A 17057-nucleotide genomic window follows, 5' to 3' on the forward strand; every position below is an offset into this window, starting at 1 on the left:
CACGAGCGATGCCGTTGCCTGTCCTACCGCCGTCTCTGCAACGCTGGCTGCCGCTGGGCACGGCCGTTGCGCTGGCGGCTGGCGCTGCCGTCGTGTTGCACCACGTCAACCCCTATGCCGATGGCAATCCCCTGCCCTCGTGCCCGCTCTACGCGCTGACCGGACTGTACTGCCCCGGCTGCGGTAGCACGCGCTGCCTCTACTCTCTGGTCCACGGCGACCTGGCCGGCGCGATGGCCATGAATCCGCTGTTGGTGATCAGTCTGCCGTTCCTGCTGCTGATGCTGCTCAATGGGGCCGGCGTGCGCATGCGCGTGCTTGATCCGCTGATACGGATGCTCGCCAATCCGATGATGTGGCTGGTGGTGTTGCTGGGGTATGCGGTGCTGCGCAACCTGCCGTGGGCACCGTTCATGGCGCTTGCGCCCGGGTGAGCCGGATGCACCGGTCCCCCGGTAGAGCCGACTTCAGTCGGCTGATCGGACAGCCACAGCCGGATTCCCTGGTAGGGCCGACTTCAGTCGGCTGATCGGACAGCCAGCCGACTGAAGTCGGCTCTACCTAGGATCGCCCAGAATCGCCCAGCCGACTGAAGTCGGCTCTACCCGGGATTGGCCAGCCCTGATGGTCAGGTTATCCAACCGGCGATCACCAGCAGCGCCAACACGGCCAGCCACAGCAGCAGCATCCGCCAGACCAGGCTCATGGCGTCGCGGAGTTCGGGCAGACGCTGCCAGACGGGCAGCAAGCCCATATCGGTGTAATCGTGGGCCTCTTCGCGCAGCTCGGCACTGACACTGGCGCGCGCCACGGCGCCGAGGAACCCCACATCGCGCCGCCAGCGCTCGCCATGCGCCTGACGCCATGCGGTCCACGCCGTGTCGAAGTTGCCAACCAACGCCATCGACAGCGACATCACCTGAGCGACCGGCCATTCAAGCCAGCCCAGGACGCGCTGCGCCACGTCCAAGGTGTCCGGCGGCACCCGTGCGCGCATCGGGCTGATGGCCATCAGCGCCAACAGGCGATACCCCAACGCACCGGCCGGGCCCAGCAACAGGAACCAGAACAGCACCGCGAACCAGCGACGCAGGGCGTTGTACACCGTGGCGTCCACCAGCGAAGGCACATCGTCGCGCAGGCTTCCGCCCGCCGACTGCAGGTTCTGCAAGGCGGCGTGACGCACGGCGGCCTCATCGGCATCGATGATCGTCTCGACATCACGATCCAGATCACGCGGCCCCCAGCACCAGCACAGCACCGCGATGCCCAGCAGAAGCCCGGGCAGTCCATACAGCCGGTCATGCAGCCACCAGGCCAGCAGGGCCAGCAGCAGCACGGGCGGCACGACGGCCACTGCCACGCCGGCCGGGCCGCGCCATGCCGGTCCCGCATGCGCACCCAGCCATGTCAGCCAGTGGCGGAAGCCTTCAAAGCGCCGCAGCCGTGACGCAAACGCGGGGACCACATGGCCCAGGGCCAACGCGACCAGTACGGCAACCAGCGTGGTGAACATGCGACGCTCCTAGGGCTGCTGGCGGTACCAGTGCTCGATCAGGCTACGCGAGATCGAGATCGGGGGTGACAGGCGGATGCCGTCACCGTCATCGTGCACGTCGCGGGCGATCGCGGCACCGACCTCTTCCTTGCTGAACCAACGTGCGTCTTCCAGCTCACCGTCCACTTCCGGCGCGTCATCCTCGGCCTGTGCGCTGAAGCCCACCATCAGCGCACCCGGGAACGGCCACGGCTGGGTGCCGAGATACTGGCACGCCGATACCCTGACCTTGCTCTCTTCGAAGACTTCGCGCACCACGGTCTGTTCCAGCGATTCGCCCGGCTCGACGAAACCGGCCAGTACCGAATAGCGCCGCGGCGCCCAGCTCGCCTGGCGACCCAGCAGCAGGCGGCCGCGGTTCTGCACGGCGACGATCACTGCCGGGTCCACGCGCGGGTAATGCTCCACCGCGCATTGCTGGCAGCGGCCGACGAAGCCCCCTCGTTCGAAACGCACTTCGCCACCACAGACACCGCAGAAGCGATTGCGCGAATGCCAGTACGACATGCCGCGCGCGTAACTGAAGGCGGTCGCATCCCCCATCGACCACGACAGCGCAGCCTGGCGCAGGTCCATGCGCCCCGGTGCGGTCACATCGAGCGCCGCCGCTTCCACCGAGAACCACGCCTGCGCACCACGCAGGCCAAGGAAGATCGCTGTCCCGGGACCACCGCCCAGATCGGCACCGGTCAGCGGCAACGGCTGGTCGTCAGCGCCGGTGAACGCCGTGCCGTCGCGGTCCAGGATCAGGATGCGTGCATCGGGCCAAAGACGCGCAAGGGCGTCGGCATCGGCACGCAGGGCATCAGCGCGCTCCAGCGGCTCATCGACAAAGGAAAAACCGGACAGCGGCGAGAGATGGGTAGGCATCTGCCAAGCCTGAACGCATGGGCTGCGGCTGGCAAGTCGCGGCAGCGCATTTACGCGCCGCCCCGTGCCCTTACATGCTGAAACTACTACCGCAGCCGCAGGTGGTCTTCGCATTGGGATTGCGGATCACGAACTGCGCGCCGGTCAGGCTCTCGGTGTAATCAACCTCGGCGCCCATCAGGTATTGCAGGCTCAGCGGATCCACCAGCAGGGTGACGCCGCTGGTCTGCACGGCGAGGTCATCCTCGGCGCGGTTCTCATCGAACTCGAACCCGTACTGGAAACCGGAGCAGCCACCGCCCTGGATATAGACGCGCAGCGCCAGATCAGCGTTGCCTTCGTCCTGGACGAGCTCGCGCACTTTCGCCGCAGCGGACTCGGTGAAGTTCAACGGGCGGTCGAGGGACTGATAGCCCGGCGCTGCAGCGGCAGTGCCGGGTAGGGAGATCAACGTGCTCATGGCTTCAGCATGGGGCCGCGGGGGTCGGCTTTCAAGCCATGGCCTCGGCCAGCTTGCGGCGGGCAGCGGTGTCGCCCTTGCCGGATGCGGCCTCATCCTTGCCGGTTTCCGGCGGCGGCAGCGCGGCCATCGGGGCGCTGGAATGGATCAGCCGACCGTTCAGCTGGGCACCCGCCGCCATTTCCACGACCTGATAGTGCACATTGCCGTTCACTCGCGCGCTCGGGGTCAGCTCGACGCGCTCGGTCGCATGCACGTCACCGTCCATCCGGCCGCTGATCACCACGACCTGGGCACGGATCTCGCCTTCGACGACCCCGTTCTCGGCAAGCGTGAGATTGGCGGCGCTGGCGCCTTCCTGTGCGATCACCTTGCCGTGGATACGTCCTTCCACATACAGGCCACCACTGAATTCCACATCACCGCGGATCACTACCTGGCTGCCGATCAATGCATCGACGACCAATTGCCCATCACGGCTGGATTTGCTGCTTCCAAACATTGTCCTACTCCCCGTTCGTGGCCGGTGCACCGGCCTGTTTCCAGTCGAATACCTGCGTGGAACCCCCCGTTCCACTACCCAGTGTGACCTTCACCCGTTGCGGGGTGAAGTCCGACGGCAGGATGACGCTGCCGCTCAACTGCTGGAAGTACCGGAAGGAATACTCCTGTCCGGGCACTTTGCTGCGCTGGTGCAGGTCATCCCAGCTGACCGTGGCCAGACGTCCATTCTTGACGCCTTCCACGGTAAAACGCATCTGACCCTGGCTGATAGCACCCCGGTTGAGGTTCTGGGTCAGCACCACCGTGTACTGATACGTACCGGCCGCTTCGGAGCGGAACTCGATCGAATGCGTATTGAGTCCCTTGCGCTGGCTGGTGGCCCCCACCAGGCGCTCGTAGAAGGCCACATCGGCGCGCAGGCCCGCGATTTCCTCGTCGCGCTCGGCCAGCGATGCCTGCACTTCGTTGTTGGCGGCGCGGCTGATCCGATCGGAGGCTTCCAGCGTGGCTTGACGCTGGCGCAGTTCCACCAGCTCCTGCTGCAAGGCATCGGCACGTTTCTGCGTCCCCTGCAGCGTGTCACCGACCTCACCACCGGGGCGGCCCAGCCAGAAACCCAGCAGGCCGACGAGCAGCAGCACGGCAAGGCCGATCGCTACGAGCAGCCACGGGCGGCGGGGACCCGGGGCGGCATGGCCCGGCAGGCGGATCTGGACGCGCGAAGGCGGTCGATGGTTCATGGCAGGTCTCCGGGGCTGCGCGCTGCGCAGGGCAGGCACAGCGTCAGGCAGTCAGTCGCGCCTATTGTAGTTCAGGACGCAGGCCGCGCTCCGCCCGTGCCGACTGCCCGCCTGTGGCATTCAGCGACGCCTTCGCTGATAGTGCAGCCTTCCGGCGTGCGGCCCCTTCGGAGTGGCCAGCCGCCGCTCTGACCGAGCTTTCCTTTGGAGCCTGCGCCATGACCGACGCCCACTTGTTCGTGATCGGGATCCTGCTGGCCTGGCTGGCCGGCATCCGGGTCTACCTGACCGTATTCGGCGTTGGTCTGGCCGGGCTGCTGGGCTGGGTCGACCTGCCGCCGGCGCTGCAGGCCACCGAATCGTACTGGGTGCTCGGCACGTCCGCCGTCCTGGCCGTCGCCGAATTCTTCGCCGACAAGATTCCCGGCGTGGATTCGGCCTGGGACCTGCTGCAGACGCTGGCGCGGGTGCCTGCTGGCGCATTCCTCGCCGCAGCCACCTTGTCGCCGGATGGCGACCTCGGCAACGGCACCCTGCTTGCGGGCGCAGCGGTGGCGTTGACCAGCCATGGCCTCAAGGCCGGCACCCGCGCCTTGTTGAACACCTCGCCGGAGCCCGCCAGCAACTGGGTCGCTTCGGCGGCCGAAGACACCCTGGTCGTCGGCGGTCTGGCACTGGCCTTGGCCCATCCGTGGCTGGCATTGATCGTGGTGCTGGCCTGCAGCCTGGCCGGTGCCCTGGCGGTGTGGCTGGTCTGGCGCGCATTGTGGAAGGGTGTACGTTGGTTGACGGGGGGGCATCGCGATATCTCGCGCACAGGCCCTGCCGCATAATCCCCCTACCTTCGACGCTGCCGACTTCGTGAACGATCCCAATTCCCCACGCAACGCACGTGCTGAAACCCCACCGGCCGATCATTGGCAGCGCTGGGCGTCGGCGCCGGTCGAGCCGACCGCCCTCGCCGACAACGTGGTCGCGCTTCCTGCAGCCACCCCGCCGCCGTTGCCTGCCGCCATGGATGCCCAGGCGGGCGCGCCGTCCGACCTGCTGCCCAGTGACGCGCCTTACCGTGTGCTGGTCGTCGAAGATGACCGCGCGCAGGCGCTGTTCGCGCAGAGCGTGCTGCACGGCGCAGGCATGGAAGCGGTGGTCGTCGGCGATGCGGAAAGCGTGCAGCCCGCGATCCACGAGCATGCACCGGACCTGATCCTGATGGACCTGCACCTGCCTGGTCTGGACGGCATGCGCCTGACGGCGATGATCCGCCAGATGCCGGGCATGCAGATGCTGCCCATCGTGTTCCTGAGCGGTGACCCGGACCCTGAGCGCCAGTTCGAAGTGCTCGACAGCGGCGCAGACGACTACCTGAGCAAGCCGATCCGTCCACGCCACCTGATTGCGGCGGTGTCCAACCGCATCCGCCGTGCGCGCGCGCAGGCGGCCAGCGCATCGGGCGAGCGTGGCGGACCGCTGCTGAACAATCCGGAGACCGGCCTGCCGACGCGCCACCACCTGCTGCAGCAGTTGGCCGCCGCACTGTCCCACCGTGATCACGGCGGCGTGTTCTTCATCGAGATCGCCAGCGCGCTGGGACTGCGCGAACGCTATGGCTACGCCGCATTCGAGCGCCTGATGGTGCAGGCAGGGCAGCGCTTGGCAGAAGCCGCGCAGCCGTACCTGCTGGCCCGGCTGAACGACAACAGCTTCCTTGCCCTGGCGCGCGGCATCGACGAAGAGCAACTGGACGCCACCGCGAAGACCCTGCGCGAACAGCTTTCCGCGCGCGCCTTCGTGATACGCGATGAAGAATCGGTGCACCTGCGCGGGGTGATCGGCTTTGCGCCGTTGTCGCCGGGCTTTGCCGATGTCGGCAGCGCGCTGGAAGCCATCGAGCGCACCACCTTGCAGGCCCGCCTGCTCACGGCCGGCGTTGCCGGTCACGTGCCGCATGTCGAGGCCAGCAGTGATGAGCATCTGGCCATGCTGGACGGGCAGCTGGAGTTGGCCTACCAGCCGATCGTCGCCGTCGCCGGCGGCGGCAACGCGCAGTACCAGGTGCTGCTGCGGCTGCGCCAGGCCGATGGCAGCGTGCTGACGGCCGGCCAGGTGATCCCGGCTGCCGAAGCCGCCGGGCGCATCGCCGATCTGGACCAGCAGGTCATGGACCACGCGCTGGGCCTGCTGGACCACTACCGCCACGCATCACCGCCGCTGCACTTGTTCGTGTCGCAATCGCTGCGCACGCTCGCCCGCGATGCCTTCGCCGACTGGCTGCTGGAATCGCTGCAGCAGCGCCGCCTGGAGGGCAGTGCGCTGGTGATCGACGTGCGCCTGCCCGATGCCCTGATCCACACCGTGACACTGCAGCAGTTCTGCGCGCGGGTAGCCACGCTGGGCGTGCGCTTCTGCCTCAGCCAGTTCGAACCCAGCGCGGAGGCCAATGCCCTGCTGACCCAGTTGCCGCTGGCCTTCGTACGCATGGCGGCACGCTTCTCCAGCAGCCATGCCAATCCGCAGACCCGCGACGAGATGCGCAGTGCCATCGAAGCGGCGCACCGGGCCAACCTGCAGATCATCGGCCAGCAGATCGAAGATCCGCAGGCGGCCGCCGCCATGTGGGTGGGCGGTGTCGACTTCATCCAGGGCAACATGGTGCAGTCCGCTGGCAGCGACCTGGATTTCGACTTCCTCAACGCGGTGCTGTAACCGATGGCCCAGGGGCGGGGCACATCAAGCTGGTGGCCGGCCATGGGGGTCGCACTGGCGACCGTGGCACTGGCGATAGCGGCCGCGCTGGAGCTCGCCGGGCCGTGGCCCTGGCTGGCCGCGCTTTCCGCAGCGGCGGCGGTGGCCCTGTTCTTCCTGCATGGGCAGCGGCTCGCCGCGCGCCACGAACGCGCACGCGAACGCGACCTTCGACTGACCGATCTGCAGCAGCAGCGTGACCACCTGCAGCGGCTGCATGACCAGCAGGGACAGCTGGAACAACAACTGCTGCTGGCCAAGCAGGCTGCCGAAGCCGCCGCGTTGGCGAAGGGCGAGTTCCTTGCCACGATGAGCCATGAAATCCGCACGCCGTTGAACGGCATCATCCCGATGCTCGACCTGATCGGGCGCGGGCAGCTGGAGGCCGAACAACGGCAGATGCTGGCGACGGCGGCGTTCAGTTCGCAGCAGCTGCTGCGCATCGTCGATGACATCCTGGACCACTCCCGCCTGGAGGCCAACGCGCTGGAACTGGAGGACACCACCTTCAACCTGCGTGACCTGCTCGAGGGCGTGGTGCAGCTGATGCAACGCGCTGCCGAGGCCAAAGGCCTGCGGATCGAGCTGGAGATCGACCCTTCGGTGCGTTTGTCCGTGCGCGGCGATCCGGTCCGCCTGCGGCAGGTGCTGGGCAACCTGCTGGGCAATGCCATCAAGTTCACCGCGCGCGGCAAGATAAGCGTCAAGGTGCGACGGCTGGGCGAGACCGTGCGGCGCCATGCCCTGCGCTTCGAAGTAGTGGACACCGGCATCGGTATCGCCCCGGAGCAGCAACCGCGGCTGTTCCAGTCCTTCAGCCAAGCCGATGCGTCCACCACCCGCATGTACGGTGGCACAGGGCTGGGCCTTGCAATCTGCCGACGCATCATCGAACTGATGCAAGGGACGATCGGCGTGCAATCGCAGCCCGGCCAGGGCGCCACGTTCTGGTTTGAAATACCCCTGTCAAAAGCGGCCGGCGATACGGGCAACGGGTACGGTCCGGAGCTGGGCCACCTGCTGCTGTTGAGTCAGGACCCCGCATTGCAGCAGCGCGTACACCGCGTGGGGGCGCAGCATGGATTGCAGGTGCAGGCGGTCACTACCCTGGCCGAAGCGCTTGAGCCGCTGCGCGCCGCGACGCGGCCGCTGGCATGGCTGGTGGTGGATGGGCGCCTGCTGCGCAACGGCGACGCCTCCCTGCAGCGGGCCTTGGCGGAGCGCGGCGACGACGCGCCGCAGGTGCTATGGCTGCAGCTCGGCAACGCCGCGTCACGCAACGGCCAGCACTGGCTGGATGAACTGGTCAGCGACAGCACCCTGCATGCCCTGTTGGTGCCGGTACGCGCCTCGGCACGGCCCGCGCCACTGCTGGGCGAGGCGTCGCTGCGCCCACTGACGAAAGCCCCGACAACGCCGCTTGGCCTGCGCCTGCTGCTGGTTGAGGACAACGGCGTCAACCTGCTGGTCGCCCAACGCGTGCTGGAGGTCCTGGGGTGCACGGTGCGCACGGCAGTGGACGGCGAGCTGGCACTGCAGGAACTGCATGCCGGCGGCGTGGACGTCGTGCTGATGGACTGCCAGATGCCGGTGTTGGACGGCTATGCGGCAACCCAACGCTGGCGGGCACACGAAGCCGCCCATCACCTGCCCCGGCTGCCCATCATCGCGATGACCGCCAATGCCATGGCCGGTGATCGAGAACGCTGCCTGCAGGCCGGCATGGATGACTACGTGTCCAAGCCCGTGGAAATGCGGCTGTTGCGCGGCATGCTGGAACGGTGGGGCCACCCGGAGACCGGTGCCGTTGCAGCAGACCCGATGGCCGATGCATTGGCCGAGACGCTGTCAGCCAGTGACGCGGACACCGCGCAGCCCGCGCTGGACCCCTCGGTACTGGATGAGCTGCATGAGGTGATTGGTGACAGCACCCAGGCGATCATCACCGCGTTCCTGGATGACACGCCAGCGCTGGTGCAGCACCTGCAGGACGCCGCCCAGGCCAGCGATACCGAGCGCCTGCGCGGACTTGCCCACAGCCTGAAGTCATCCAGCGCGAATGTCGGCGCACTGGCGTTGTCGACCGCCGCACGTCGCATTGAACTGGAAGCCCGCGCAGAGAGCCTCGAGAAGCCGACCATCGCGGCGGCGCGGGTAGTGGCCGAGTTTGCCCGGGCGCGGATCGCGCTGGCGGGTTGGCGTCCAGCGCGCTGACAGAAGCCGCCGAGCGTGGCTCGGCGCTACGGCGCGCGCGGACGCATGCATCTGCTTCTGTAGCGCCGAGCCATGCTCGGCGAGCGCCCCGCGCGGCGCACCGTTTCGCTCAGTCTTCCAGCTTGCTGAGCAGGTACTTCGGCTCGCCGATGCGGGCAATCAGATCCAGCTGCGTTTCCAGCCAGTCGATGTGCTCTTCCTCGGAATCCAGGATCTTGGTGAACAGCTGGCGGCTGACATAATCGCCGACGGCATCTGCATGCGCGACGGCCTCGCGCAACACCACGACGCCCTCGCTTTCCAGCGCCAGGTCGCACTGCAGGATCTCGGTCGGGTTCTCGCCGATGCGCAGCTTGCCCAGTGCCTGGAAATTCGGCAGTCCTTCAAGGAACAGGATGCGATCGGACAGCATGTCGGCATGCTTCATCTCGTCGATCGATTCCTTGTACTCGTGCTCTGCAAGCTCCTTGATGCCCCAGTTCTTCAGCATCTTTGCATGCAGGAAGTACTGGTTGATCGCGGTCAACTCGTTGTACAGCACCTTGTTGAGGTACTGGATGACGGTGGCGTCGCCTTTCATGGGGGGTGCTCCTGCACGCTGAAAACGCAGGCACTGTAGCGGCTTTGGCGCGGCGATGAAGGAACGCGAATCGTGCTCAATCACGCACGCACGCTCAAGGCACTGTCAGGCAGCCTGCAGACCCAGTACGGGCAACGGCAGATCATGTGTGCCCATCGCCTTGGCCAGCAGGTCACCGGCCATGTCCAGGCAGGAACCGCAGGTGGCACCGCAGCCGGTGCGCATGGTCAGCTCGGCCACCGTCGTGCAGCCATCACTCGCGGCAGCGCGGATCTGGTGATCGGTTACTCCGTTGCAGATGCAGACGTACACAGTGGGCTTTGACGCTGGCAGGCCGGACTGGCCTGCCGTCATTCCACTTCAAACGCGAATGGTTGTCAATTAACTCCCTGAATCATTCTCGCTATGGTTCAGGCCACAACCATCGGGCGGGCCTTACGTAGGGTCGCCCTGCACTTTTTTCGGCCAGTACCCTTTCGTGGTCGCCCGCTTTCTCGGGCGATCATGCCCCGCGGCATGGCCTGGCATCCAGGCCTCCTGCGCGCCTGTCGGCATCTGCGATACATCCGCACCGTCGACACCGCGGGCCATGGGCGCAAGATGCCGCAGCGCACGTGCATAAACGCCACGCTTGAACATCACCACGTGTTCCACCGGGTACCAGAAATCCACCCAACGCCAATTGTCGAACTCGGGGCTGTCGGTCAGATCCAGCTGTACGTGCGACTCGTCACCGGTCAGGCGCAGCAGGAACCAGACCTGCTTCTGGCCAATGCACACCTGTCGCTCATTGCGGCGGATCGCCCGCGCGGGGAGCTTGTAGCGCAACCACCCAGGCGTTGCTCCCAGCACTTCAACGTGCTCAGGCAACAAGCCCGTTTCTTCCTGCAACTCTCGATACATGGCCTCGACGGGCGTCTCATCCGTGTTCATGCCGCCCTGTGGGAACTGCCAGCCATCCCGGCGCACACGACGTGCCCAGAACACCTGACCATCCTGGCGCATCAACACGATGCCGACGTTCGGTCGATAGCCGTCCGGATCGATCACGATGCGGACTCCTAGAAATCTACTGACAGGGACTATCCCATGCCGCCTGTCGGCCCACAAGCGGAACACAAAAGTATTGACATGCTTCGTACACATGCCCAGAATACGCGGCTCACCAAGGCTATGTAGCTCAGCCGGTTAGAGCACAGCACTCATAATGCTGGGGTCGGTGGTTCGAGTCCACCCATAGCCACCATGTCGGAGTTGGTTTTCGACCTGGAAAGTGAGAGAATTGATTTACCTATTTTGCCCCGTCGCCAAGCGGTAAGGCACCTGACTCTGACTCAGGCATTCGGTGGTTCGAATCCATCCGGGGCAGCCAAATACTAAAAAAGGCCTGATCGTTGATCAGGCCTTTTTTAGTATTTGGGCGCGTATTCCACCTTATCCCCGCGCCGTTGGCGCGCCCCCTTGAACAACAAGGGGGCTCTACTCCATCGGGGATGATGCAGGCGGGTAGATAAGGTCCTGATCGACGATGTGACCGTTCTTTAAAACAACAAAAACCCGGCCGAAGCCGGGTTTTTGTTTTCCTCCCAGCAGAGCCCCGAAGGGCCCCACGCCAGGCGCGGTGGATCAGCGCTTGGAGAACTGGGTGGCGCGACGTGCCTTGTGCAGACCGACCTTCTTACGCTCGACTTCACGGGCGTCACGGGTGATGAAGCCCGCCTTGCGCAGTTCGGACTTCAGGGTTTCGTCATACTCGACCAGCGCGCGGGCGATGCCCAGGCGGATCGCACCGGCCTGACCGGTGGTGCCGCCGCCAGCGGCGGTGACCAGGATGTCGAAGCTTTCGGTGTTCTTGGTCAGCTCGAGCGGCTGGCGCACGATCATGCGCGCGGTCTCACGACCAAAGAACTCGTCCAGCGGACGGCCGTTGACGGTGATCTTGCCCGAACCCTTACGCAGGAACACGCGGGCGGTGGAGGACTTGCGGCGGCCAGTGCCGTAGTTTTGAGTGATAGCCATGATTAGATATCCAGAACCTGCGGCTGCTGTGCGGCGTGCGGATGCTCAGTGCCTGCATAGACCTTGAGCTTGCGGTACATCTGGCGACCCAGCGGACCCTTCGGCAGCATGCCCTTCACGGCGGTCTCGATCACGCGCTCCGGGTGGCGCTCAAGCGCCTGAGCCAGGGATTCGGTCTTCAGGTTGCCGATGTAACCGGTGAAACGGTGATACATCTTGTCCTGCAGCTTCTTGCCGGTGACGACAATCTTTTCTGCATTGATGACGACCAGGTAGTCGCCGGTATCAACGTGCGGGGTGTAGACCGGCTTGTGCTTGCCACGCAGACGGCGGGCCAGCTCGGTGCAGAGACGGCCCAGGGTCTTGCCCTCGGCGTCAACGAGGTACCAGTCGCGCTGGACGGTCTCGTTCTTAGCGGTGAAAGTGCTCATGAAGAACTCTATATAGGTCGTCGGGCTCATTGCGGCCAGGAGGGCCGGAACTCTGCCACGCGTTGTGAAGGTGAAACGCAAGGGCGGGATTTTATCCACCTTTTGCCTGCGGTGCAAGTTGCCCGGCTCAGCAAGACTTGGCAGCAGCGGCCCTGGCGGCGAGAATCGGAGGCACCCCGACGTCATTGGCCCCACCATGAGCGCGCTTCGCCAGACCACCCCGCTGGACCACCTGCTGACCGAGGCGCAGCGCGCACTGGACACCGTGTTCGGCAATCCGCCGGCCCTGCGCCCCTACCCTGCCGCCAAGGCTGACGAGCCGGGCATGGACCGCAGTGAACGACGCCACGCGGCCGGTCTGATGCGCATCAACCACGTAGGCGAGGTTTGCGCGCAAGGCTTGTACTTCGGCCAGGCCGCCGTGGCCCACGACCCCGCGACCCGTGCCCACCTGCTCGAGGCCGCGCAGGAGGAAACCGATCACCTCGCTTGGTGCGCCATTCGACTGGGCGAACTGGACAGCCGCCCCAGCCTGTTCAATCCCGTCTGGTATGCCGGCAGCTACGCGATCGGCACATTGGCGGGACTGCGCGGCGACGGTTGGAACCTGGGGTTCGTCGTAGAGACCGAGCGCCAGGTGGAAGCGCATCTGGACGAGCACCTGACCACTCTGCCCGCAGGCGATCTGCGCAGCCGGGAAGTGATCAAGGTGATGAAGGAAGACGAGGCACGGCATGCCGAGCACGCCGAACAGGCCGGCGCACGCCGCCTGCCCTTCCCGATCCCCGGGGCAATGGCGCTCGCGTCGAAGATCATGAAGACGATCGCCTACCGCCTTTGATGGGCCGGTGGTGGGTGGCTGGTGGCTGGTGGCTGTTGGCTGTTGGCTGTTGGCTGTTGGCTGTTGGCTTGCGGCTGACGGTGGGTGGCTGGTGGCTCGCGGCTCGCGGCTTGCGGCTTGCGGCTGGTGGTTGGTGGCTGGTGGTTAGTGGTTGGTGGTTGGTGGTTGGTGGTTGGTGGTTGGTGGTTGGTGGTTGGTGGTTTGCGGCTCGCGGCTTGCGGCGTGCGGCTTGCGGCTCGCGGCTCGCGGCTCGCGGTAGAGCCGACTTCAGTCGGCTGCTTCCTTCCGCACCGCCAGCCGACTGAAGTCGGCTCTACCCTCACCGGGGAGATCGCGTGGCGCGTCCGGCATTCCACCGAGCACGGCTCGGCGCTACAGAATCCGTGCGGTGACGGCAGATGGCGGCTCGCGGGCGGTGGCTCGCGGCTCGCGGCTCGCGGCTCGCGGTAGAGCCGACTTCAGTCGGCTGCTTCCTTCCGCACCGCAAGCCGACTGAAGTCGGCTCTACCCTCACCGGGGAGATCGCGTGGCGCGTCCGGCATTCCGCCGAGCACGGCTCGGCGCTACAGAATCCGTGCGGTGACGGCAGATGGCGGCTCGCGGTAGAGCCGACTTCAGTCGGCTGCTTCGTTCCGCAACGCCAGCCGACTGAAGTCGGCTCTACCCTCAACGGGTAGATCGCGTGGCGCGTCCGGCATTCCGCCGAGCACGGCTCGGCGCTACAGAATCCGTGCGGTGACGGCAGATGGCGGCTCGCGGGCGGTGGCTCGCGGCTCGCGGCTCGCGGCTCGCGGTAGAGCCGACTTCAGTCGGCTGCTTCCTTCCGCAACGCAAGCCGACTGAAGTCGGCTCTACCCTCACCGGGGAGATCGCGTGGCGCGTCCGGCATTCCGCCGAGCACGGCTCGGCGCTACAGAATCCGTGCGGTGACGGCAGATGGCGGCTCGCGGGCGGCGGCTCGCGGCTCGCGGCTCGCGGCTCGCGGTAGAGCCGACTTCAGTCGGCTGCTTCCTTCCGCACCGCCAGCCGACTGAAGTCGGCTCTACCCTCAACGGGTAGATCGCGTGGCGCGTCCGGCATTCCGCCGAGCACGGCTCGGCGCTACAGAATCCGTGCGGTGACGGCAGATGGCGGCTCGCGGGCGGTGGCTCGCGGCTCGCGGCTCGCGGCTCGCGGTAGAGCCGACTTCAGTCGGCTGCTTCCTTCCGCAACGCAAGCCGACTGAAGTCGGCTCTACCCTCACCGGGGAGATCGCGTGGCGCGTCCGGCATTCCGCCGAGCACGGCTCGGCGCTACAGAATCCGTGCGGTGACGGCAGATGGCGGCTCGCGGGCGGCGGCTCGCGGCTCGCGGCTCGCGGCTCGCGGTAGAGCCGACTTCAGTCGGCTGCTTCCTTCCGCACCGCCAGCCGACTGAAGTCGGCTCTACCCTCAACGGGTAGATCGCGTGGCGCGCCCGGCATTCCGCCGAGCACGGCTCGGCGCTACGGAATCCGTGCGGTGACGGGAGATGGCGGCAGATGGCAGATGGCGGCTGGTGGCTCGCGGCTCGCGGCTCGCGGTAGAGCCGACTTCAGTCGGCTGCTTCCTTCCGCAACGCCAGCCGACTGAAGTCGGCTCTACCCTCACCGGGGAGATCGCGTGGCGCGTCCGGCATTCCGCCGAGCACGGCTCGGCGCTACAGAATCCGTGCGGTGATGGCGGATGGCGGACAGATCGCGTTGCGTTACGGGGTCGAAACCAGCTTCAGGCCGATCACGCCGGCCACGATCAGTGCCACGCAACCCAGCCGGGCCGGCGACGCGCTGTCGTTGAACAGGAAAATACCCAACACGGCCACGCCCAGCGCGCCGATACCGGTCCAGATAGCATAGGCAGTGCCGACCGGAATGGTTTTCATGGCCTGACTCATCAGATACAGGCTGATCAGCGCAGCCACCACCGTCGCGACGGTCGGCAACGGCTTGGTGAAACCATTGGAGTACTTCATTCCGATGGCGAAGCCGATTTCAAAGATGCCGGCCAGCAAGAGATAGATCCAGGGCATGGGGATGCTCCTCAACTTTTATAACGGAAACAAAACGGCCCAGTGCTTTCACACCGGGCCGTGGGTCGGTCTTCTGCCGTGGAACACCAATCTGCGCAGATCGCTGTTTCACGGGACGGGGCGTCCCGCCTGCATAACGTTCCGGCGCAGTGCGCCAGACCGGCTTCTTACTCGGCCAGGTTGCGGCCGTGGAACAGCTCTTCGATCTCGCGACGCAGCAGCGCCTCGATCTTCATGCGTTCCTTGAAGGAAAGGTTCTTTGCCTTCTCTTCAAACAGGTACTGATCCAGGTCGAAGTCCTTCAGGTGCATCTTCGTGTGGAAGATATTTTCCTGATAGACGTTGACGTCGAACATCTCATAGCGCGACTTGATGTTCTTCGCCAGGAAGTTCTGGATGGAGTTGATCTTGTGATCGATGTAGTGCTTCTTGCCCTTTACGTCACGGGTGAAGCCACGCACGCGGTAATCCATGATCACGATGTCCGATTCCAGACTCTCGATCAGGTAGTTCAGCGCTTTCAACGGCGAAATGACGCCGCAGGTTGCCACGTCGATATCGGCGCGGAAGGTCGCAATACCTTCCTGCGGGTGCGTTTCCGGATAGGTGTGCACCGTGATGTGCGACTTGTCCATGTGCGCAACCACGGCATCGGAGATCAACTCCTTGCCGGCAAGCTTCTTGTCGATCACCGGTTCTTCGGAGATCAGGATCGTCACCGAAGCACCCTGCGGATCGTAATCCTGGCGCGCAATGTTGAGGATGTTCGCGCCGATGATCTCGGCAACGTCCGTGAGAATCTGAGTCAGCCTGTCGGCGTTGTACTCTTCATCGATGTAATCAATGTAGCGCTGACGCTCCTCTTCGGTGCGGGCGTAACAGACGTCATAGATGTTGAAGCTCAGCGCCTTGGTGAGGTTGTTGAAACCTTGCAACCTCAGGCGAGGCAACGGCTTGACCACGGCGGTCGATCCTGTAAGAGCGGGGAAAGGAACAATTATGAGGCAATTGTGCCGCCGGGGGGAGCCTGAACGAACGAACGGTTCCTGCAATCTGTTTGCTCTTAACATTTCCGCTCCGCTAAGCTGCTCCCACACCCCGTGAATCCGTTCATGCGCAGAGGGAGCGCCACCATCGTGTCAACCGTGCGCCTTGCTACCAGTCCGTTGGCTTTGGACATTGCTACCATCGACCGCTTCCTGGCTCACAGCCATCGGCGCCGTTACCCTGCCCGCACTGACGTGTTCCGCCCCGGAGACCCGGCTGGCACGCTGTACTACGTAATCAGTGGATCCGTTTCAATAATTGCTGAAGAGGATGAAGAGCGTGAATTGGTGCTCGGCTACTTCGGCACCGGTGAGTTCGTCGGCGAAATGGGCCTGTTCGTGGAGTCGGACCGCCGTGAGGTGATCCTGCGGACGCGGACCGCCTGTGAGCTGGCCGAAATCAGCTACGAGCGCCTGCACCAGCTGTTCCTGGGCCCGCTGTCCACTGATGCCCCGCGCCTGCTGTATGCCTTGGGCCAGCAGATATCCAAGCGCTTGCTGGATACCAGCCGCAAGGCCAGTCGCCTGGCTTTCCTGGACGTGACGGACCGCATCGTGCGCACCCTGCACGACCTGGCCGAGGAGCCGGAGGCCATGACCCACCCGCAGGGCAGTCAACTGCGCGTGTCCCGGCAGGAGCTGGCCCGTCTGGTCGGCTGCTCCCGCGAAATGGCCGGACGCGTGCTGAAGAAGCTGCAGGTCGACGGCCTGCTGCATGCCCGCGGCAAGACCGTGGTGCTGTACGGGACGCGCTGACGCGTCCACGTACAGCGGGCCGCGCGGTTGCCCCAACTTCGGTCGGCCGCCTTCCGCAACGCTTGGTAGAGCCGACTTCAGTCGGCTGCCTCCCACAACGCCTGGTAGAGCCGACTTCAGTCGGCTGCCTTCCACAACGCCCGGTACAGCCGACTTCAGTCGGCTGCCTCCCACAACTCCTGGTAGAGCCGACTTCAGTCGGCTGCCTCCCACAACGCCTGGTAGAGCCGACTTCAGTCGGCTGCCT

The 17057-nt window shown here is 65.4% G+C and carries 18 protein-coding genes and 2 tRNA genes; 8 read left to right on the forward strand and 12 right to left on the reverse strand.

Annotated features, from left to right (window positions below; translation table 11 throughout):
• Window positions 1–8 precede the first annotated feature (8 nt).
• Entirely contained in the window at window positions 9–434 is a 426-nt protein-coding gene (locus IFT65_RS16685; RefSeq protein WP_192082519.1) for a DUF2752 domain-containing protein, read from the forward strand.
• Between the two features lie 194 nt (window positions 435–628).
• Here the strand turns inward: IFT65_RS16685 and ampE are convergent, their stop codons facing one another.
• From ampE to IFT65_RS16710, 5 genes are all read right to left on the reverse strand, one after another.
• Window positions 629–1516, reverse strand: a complete 888-nt coding sequence (gene ampE / locus IFT65_RS16690) for a regulatory signaling modulator protein AmpE (protein WP_192082520.1) — start codon at window positions 1514–1516, stop codon at window positions 629–631.
• 9 nt (window positions 1517–1525) lie between these two features.
• Window positions 1526–2428, reverse strand: a complete 903-nt coding sequence (gene nudC / locus IFT65_RS16695; RefSeq protein ID WP_188325244.1) for an NAD(+) diphosphatase — start codon at window positions 2426–2428, stop codon at window positions 1526–1528.
• Window positions 2429–2498: 70 nt separating this feature from the next.
• Window positions 2499–2888 carry an iron-sulfur cluster insertion protein ErpA gene (gene erpA, locus IFT65_RS16700; RefSeq protein WP_188325245.1) on the reverse strand — a complete coding sequence of 130 codons (390 nt, stop codon included), beginning with the start codon at window positions 2886–2888 and terminating at the stop codon, window positions 2499–2501.
• Window positions 2889–2919: 31 nt separating this feature from the next.
• Window positions 2920–3390 carry a polymer-forming cytoskeletal protein gene (locus IFT65_RS16705; RefSeq protein ID WP_188325246.1) on the reverse strand — a complete coding sequence of 157 codons (471 nt, stop codon included), beginning with the start codon at window positions 3388–3390 and terminating at the stop codon, window positions 2920–2922.
• 4 nt (window positions 3391–3394) lie between these two features.
• Window positions 3395–4132, reverse strand: coding sequence for a DUF6776 family protein (locus tag IFT65_RS16710; RefSeq protein WP_192082522.1), 738 nt, complete (start codon window positions 4130–4132; stop codon window positions 3395–3397).
• 218 nt (window positions 4133–4350) lie between these two features.
• Between IFT65_RS16710 and IFT65_RS16715 the strand changes: the two genes are divergently transcribed.
• Genes IFT65_RS16715 through IFT65_RS16725 form a run of 3 tightly spaced genes read left to right on the forward strand, consistent with a single transcriptional unit; the run spans window position 4351 to window position 9091 of the window.
• On the forward strand, window positions 4351–4965 hold the full coding sequence (locus IFT65_RS16715; protein WP_188325248.1) for a DUF4126 domain-containing protein: 615 nt from the start codon (window positions 4351–4353) through the stop codon (window positions 4963–4965).
• A gap of 28 nt (window positions 4966–4993) precedes the next feature.
• The gene (locus IFT65_RS16720; RefSeq protein ID WP_192082524.1) at window positions 4994–6838 is read left to right on the forward strand and encodes an EAL domain-containing protein; all 1845 of its coding nucleotides are present in this window, start codon (window positions 4994–4996) and stop codon (window positions 6836–6838) included.
• A gap of 42 nt (window positions 6839–6880) precedes the next feature.
• Window positions 6881–9091 (forward strand): hybrid sensor histidine kinase/response regulator, encoded by a 2211-nt coding sequence (locus IFT65_RS16725; protein ID WP_192082526.1) that lies wholly within the window; start codon window positions 6881–6883, stop codon window positions 9089–9091.
• Window positions 9092–9200: 109 nt separating this feature from the next.
• Here IFT65_RS16725 and bfr read toward each other — a convergent pair whose 3' ends face one another.
• The 3 genes from bfr to IFT65_RS16740 form a co-directional block, all read right to left on the reverse strand.
• Window positions 9201–9671, reverse strand: coding sequence for a bacterioferritin (gene bfr / locus IFT65_RS16730; RefSeq protein ID WP_192082528.1), 471 nt, complete (start codon window positions 9669–9671; stop codon window positions 9201–9203).
• A gap of 105 nt (window positions 9672–9776) precedes the next feature.
• The gene (locus IFT65_RS16735) at window positions 9777–9983 is read right to left on the reverse strand and encodes a (2Fe-2S)-binding protein (RefSeq protein WP_188327370.1); all 207 of its coding nucleotides are present in this window, start codon (window positions 9981–9983) and stop codon (window positions 9777–9779) included.
• Between the two features lie 123 nt (window positions 9984–10106).
• On the reverse strand, window positions 10107–10721 hold the full coding sequence (locus IFT65_RS16740) for an RNA pyrophosphohydrolase (RefSeq protein WP_188325252.1): 615 nt from the start codon (window positions 10719–10721) through the stop codon (window positions 10107–10109).
• 119 nt (window positions 10722–10840) lie between these two features.
• On the opposite strand from IFT65_RS16740, the gene IFT65_RS16745 reads away from it, so the two are divergent.
• Both IFT65_RS16745 and IFT65_RS16750 read left to right on the forward strand, forming a co-directional pair.
• Window positions 10841–10917, forward strand: a tRNA-Met gene (locus tag IFT65_RS16745).
• Window positions 10918–10968: 51 nt separating this feature from the next.
• A tRNA-Gln gene (locus IFT65_RS16750) sits at window positions 10969–11043 on the forward strand.
• A gap of 254 nt (window positions 11044–11297) precedes the next feature.
• Here IFT65_RS16750 and rpsI read toward each other — a convergent pair.
• Window positions 11298–11690, reverse strand: a complete 393-nt coding sequence (gene rpsI / locus IFT65_RS16755) for a 30S ribosomal protein S9 (RefSeq protein WP_188325253.1) — start codon at window positions 11688–11690, stop codon at window positions 11298–11300.
• A gap of 2 nt (window positions 11691–11692) precedes the next feature.
• A complete protein-coding gene (gene rplM / locus IFT65_RS16760) occupies window positions 11693–12121 on the reverse strand; it encodes a 50S ribosomal protein L13 (RefSeq protein WP_006398837.1) in 429 nt (142 codons plus the stop codon).
• Between the two features lie 196 nt (window positions 12122–12317).
• On the opposite strand from rplM, the gene coq7 reads away from it, so the two are divergent.
• Window positions 12318–12962 carry a 2-polyprenyl-3-methyl-6-methoxy-1,4-benzoquinone monooxygenase gene (coq7, locus tag IFT65_RS16765; protein ID WP_192082529.1) on the forward strand — a complete coding sequence of 215 codons (645 nt, stop codon included), beginning with the start codon at window positions 12318–12320 and terminating at the stop codon, window positions 12960–12962.
• Window positions 12963–14687: 1725 nt separating this feature from the next.
• Here coq7 and sugE read toward each other — a convergent pair.
• Both sugE and speD read right to left on the reverse strand, forming a co-directional pair.
• Window positions 14688–15008, reverse strand: a complete 321-nt coding sequence (gene sugE / locus IFT65_RS16770; protein WP_188325255.1) for a quaternary ammonium compound efflux SMR transporter SugE — start codon at window positions 15006–15008, stop codon at window positions 14688–14690.
• 167 nt (window positions 15009–15175) lie between these two features.
• Window positions 15176–15970: an adenosylmethionine decarboxylase gene (gene speD, locus IFT65_RS16775; protein WP_188325256.1), complete on the reverse strand. Its 795-nt coding sequence runs from the start codon at window positions 15968–15970 to the stop codon at window positions 15176–15178.
• A 150-nt stretch (window positions 15971–16120) separates the two neighbouring features.
• Between speD and crp the strand changes: the two genes are divergently transcribed.
• Window positions 16121–16810: a cAMP-activated global transcriptional regulator CRP gene (crp, locus tag IFT65_RS16780; RefSeq protein WP_188325257.1), complete on the forward strand. Its 690-nt coding sequence runs from the start codon at window positions 16121–16123 to the stop codon at window positions 16808–16810.
• Window positions 16811–17057 lie beyond the last annotated feature (247 nt).

Origin of the sequence: Stenotrophomonas sp. CFBP 13725 (assembly GCF_014841935.1) — a bacterium.
Classification (GTDB): Bacteria; Pseudomonadota; Gammaproteobacteria; order Xanthomonadales; family Xanthomonadaceae; genus Stenotrophomonas.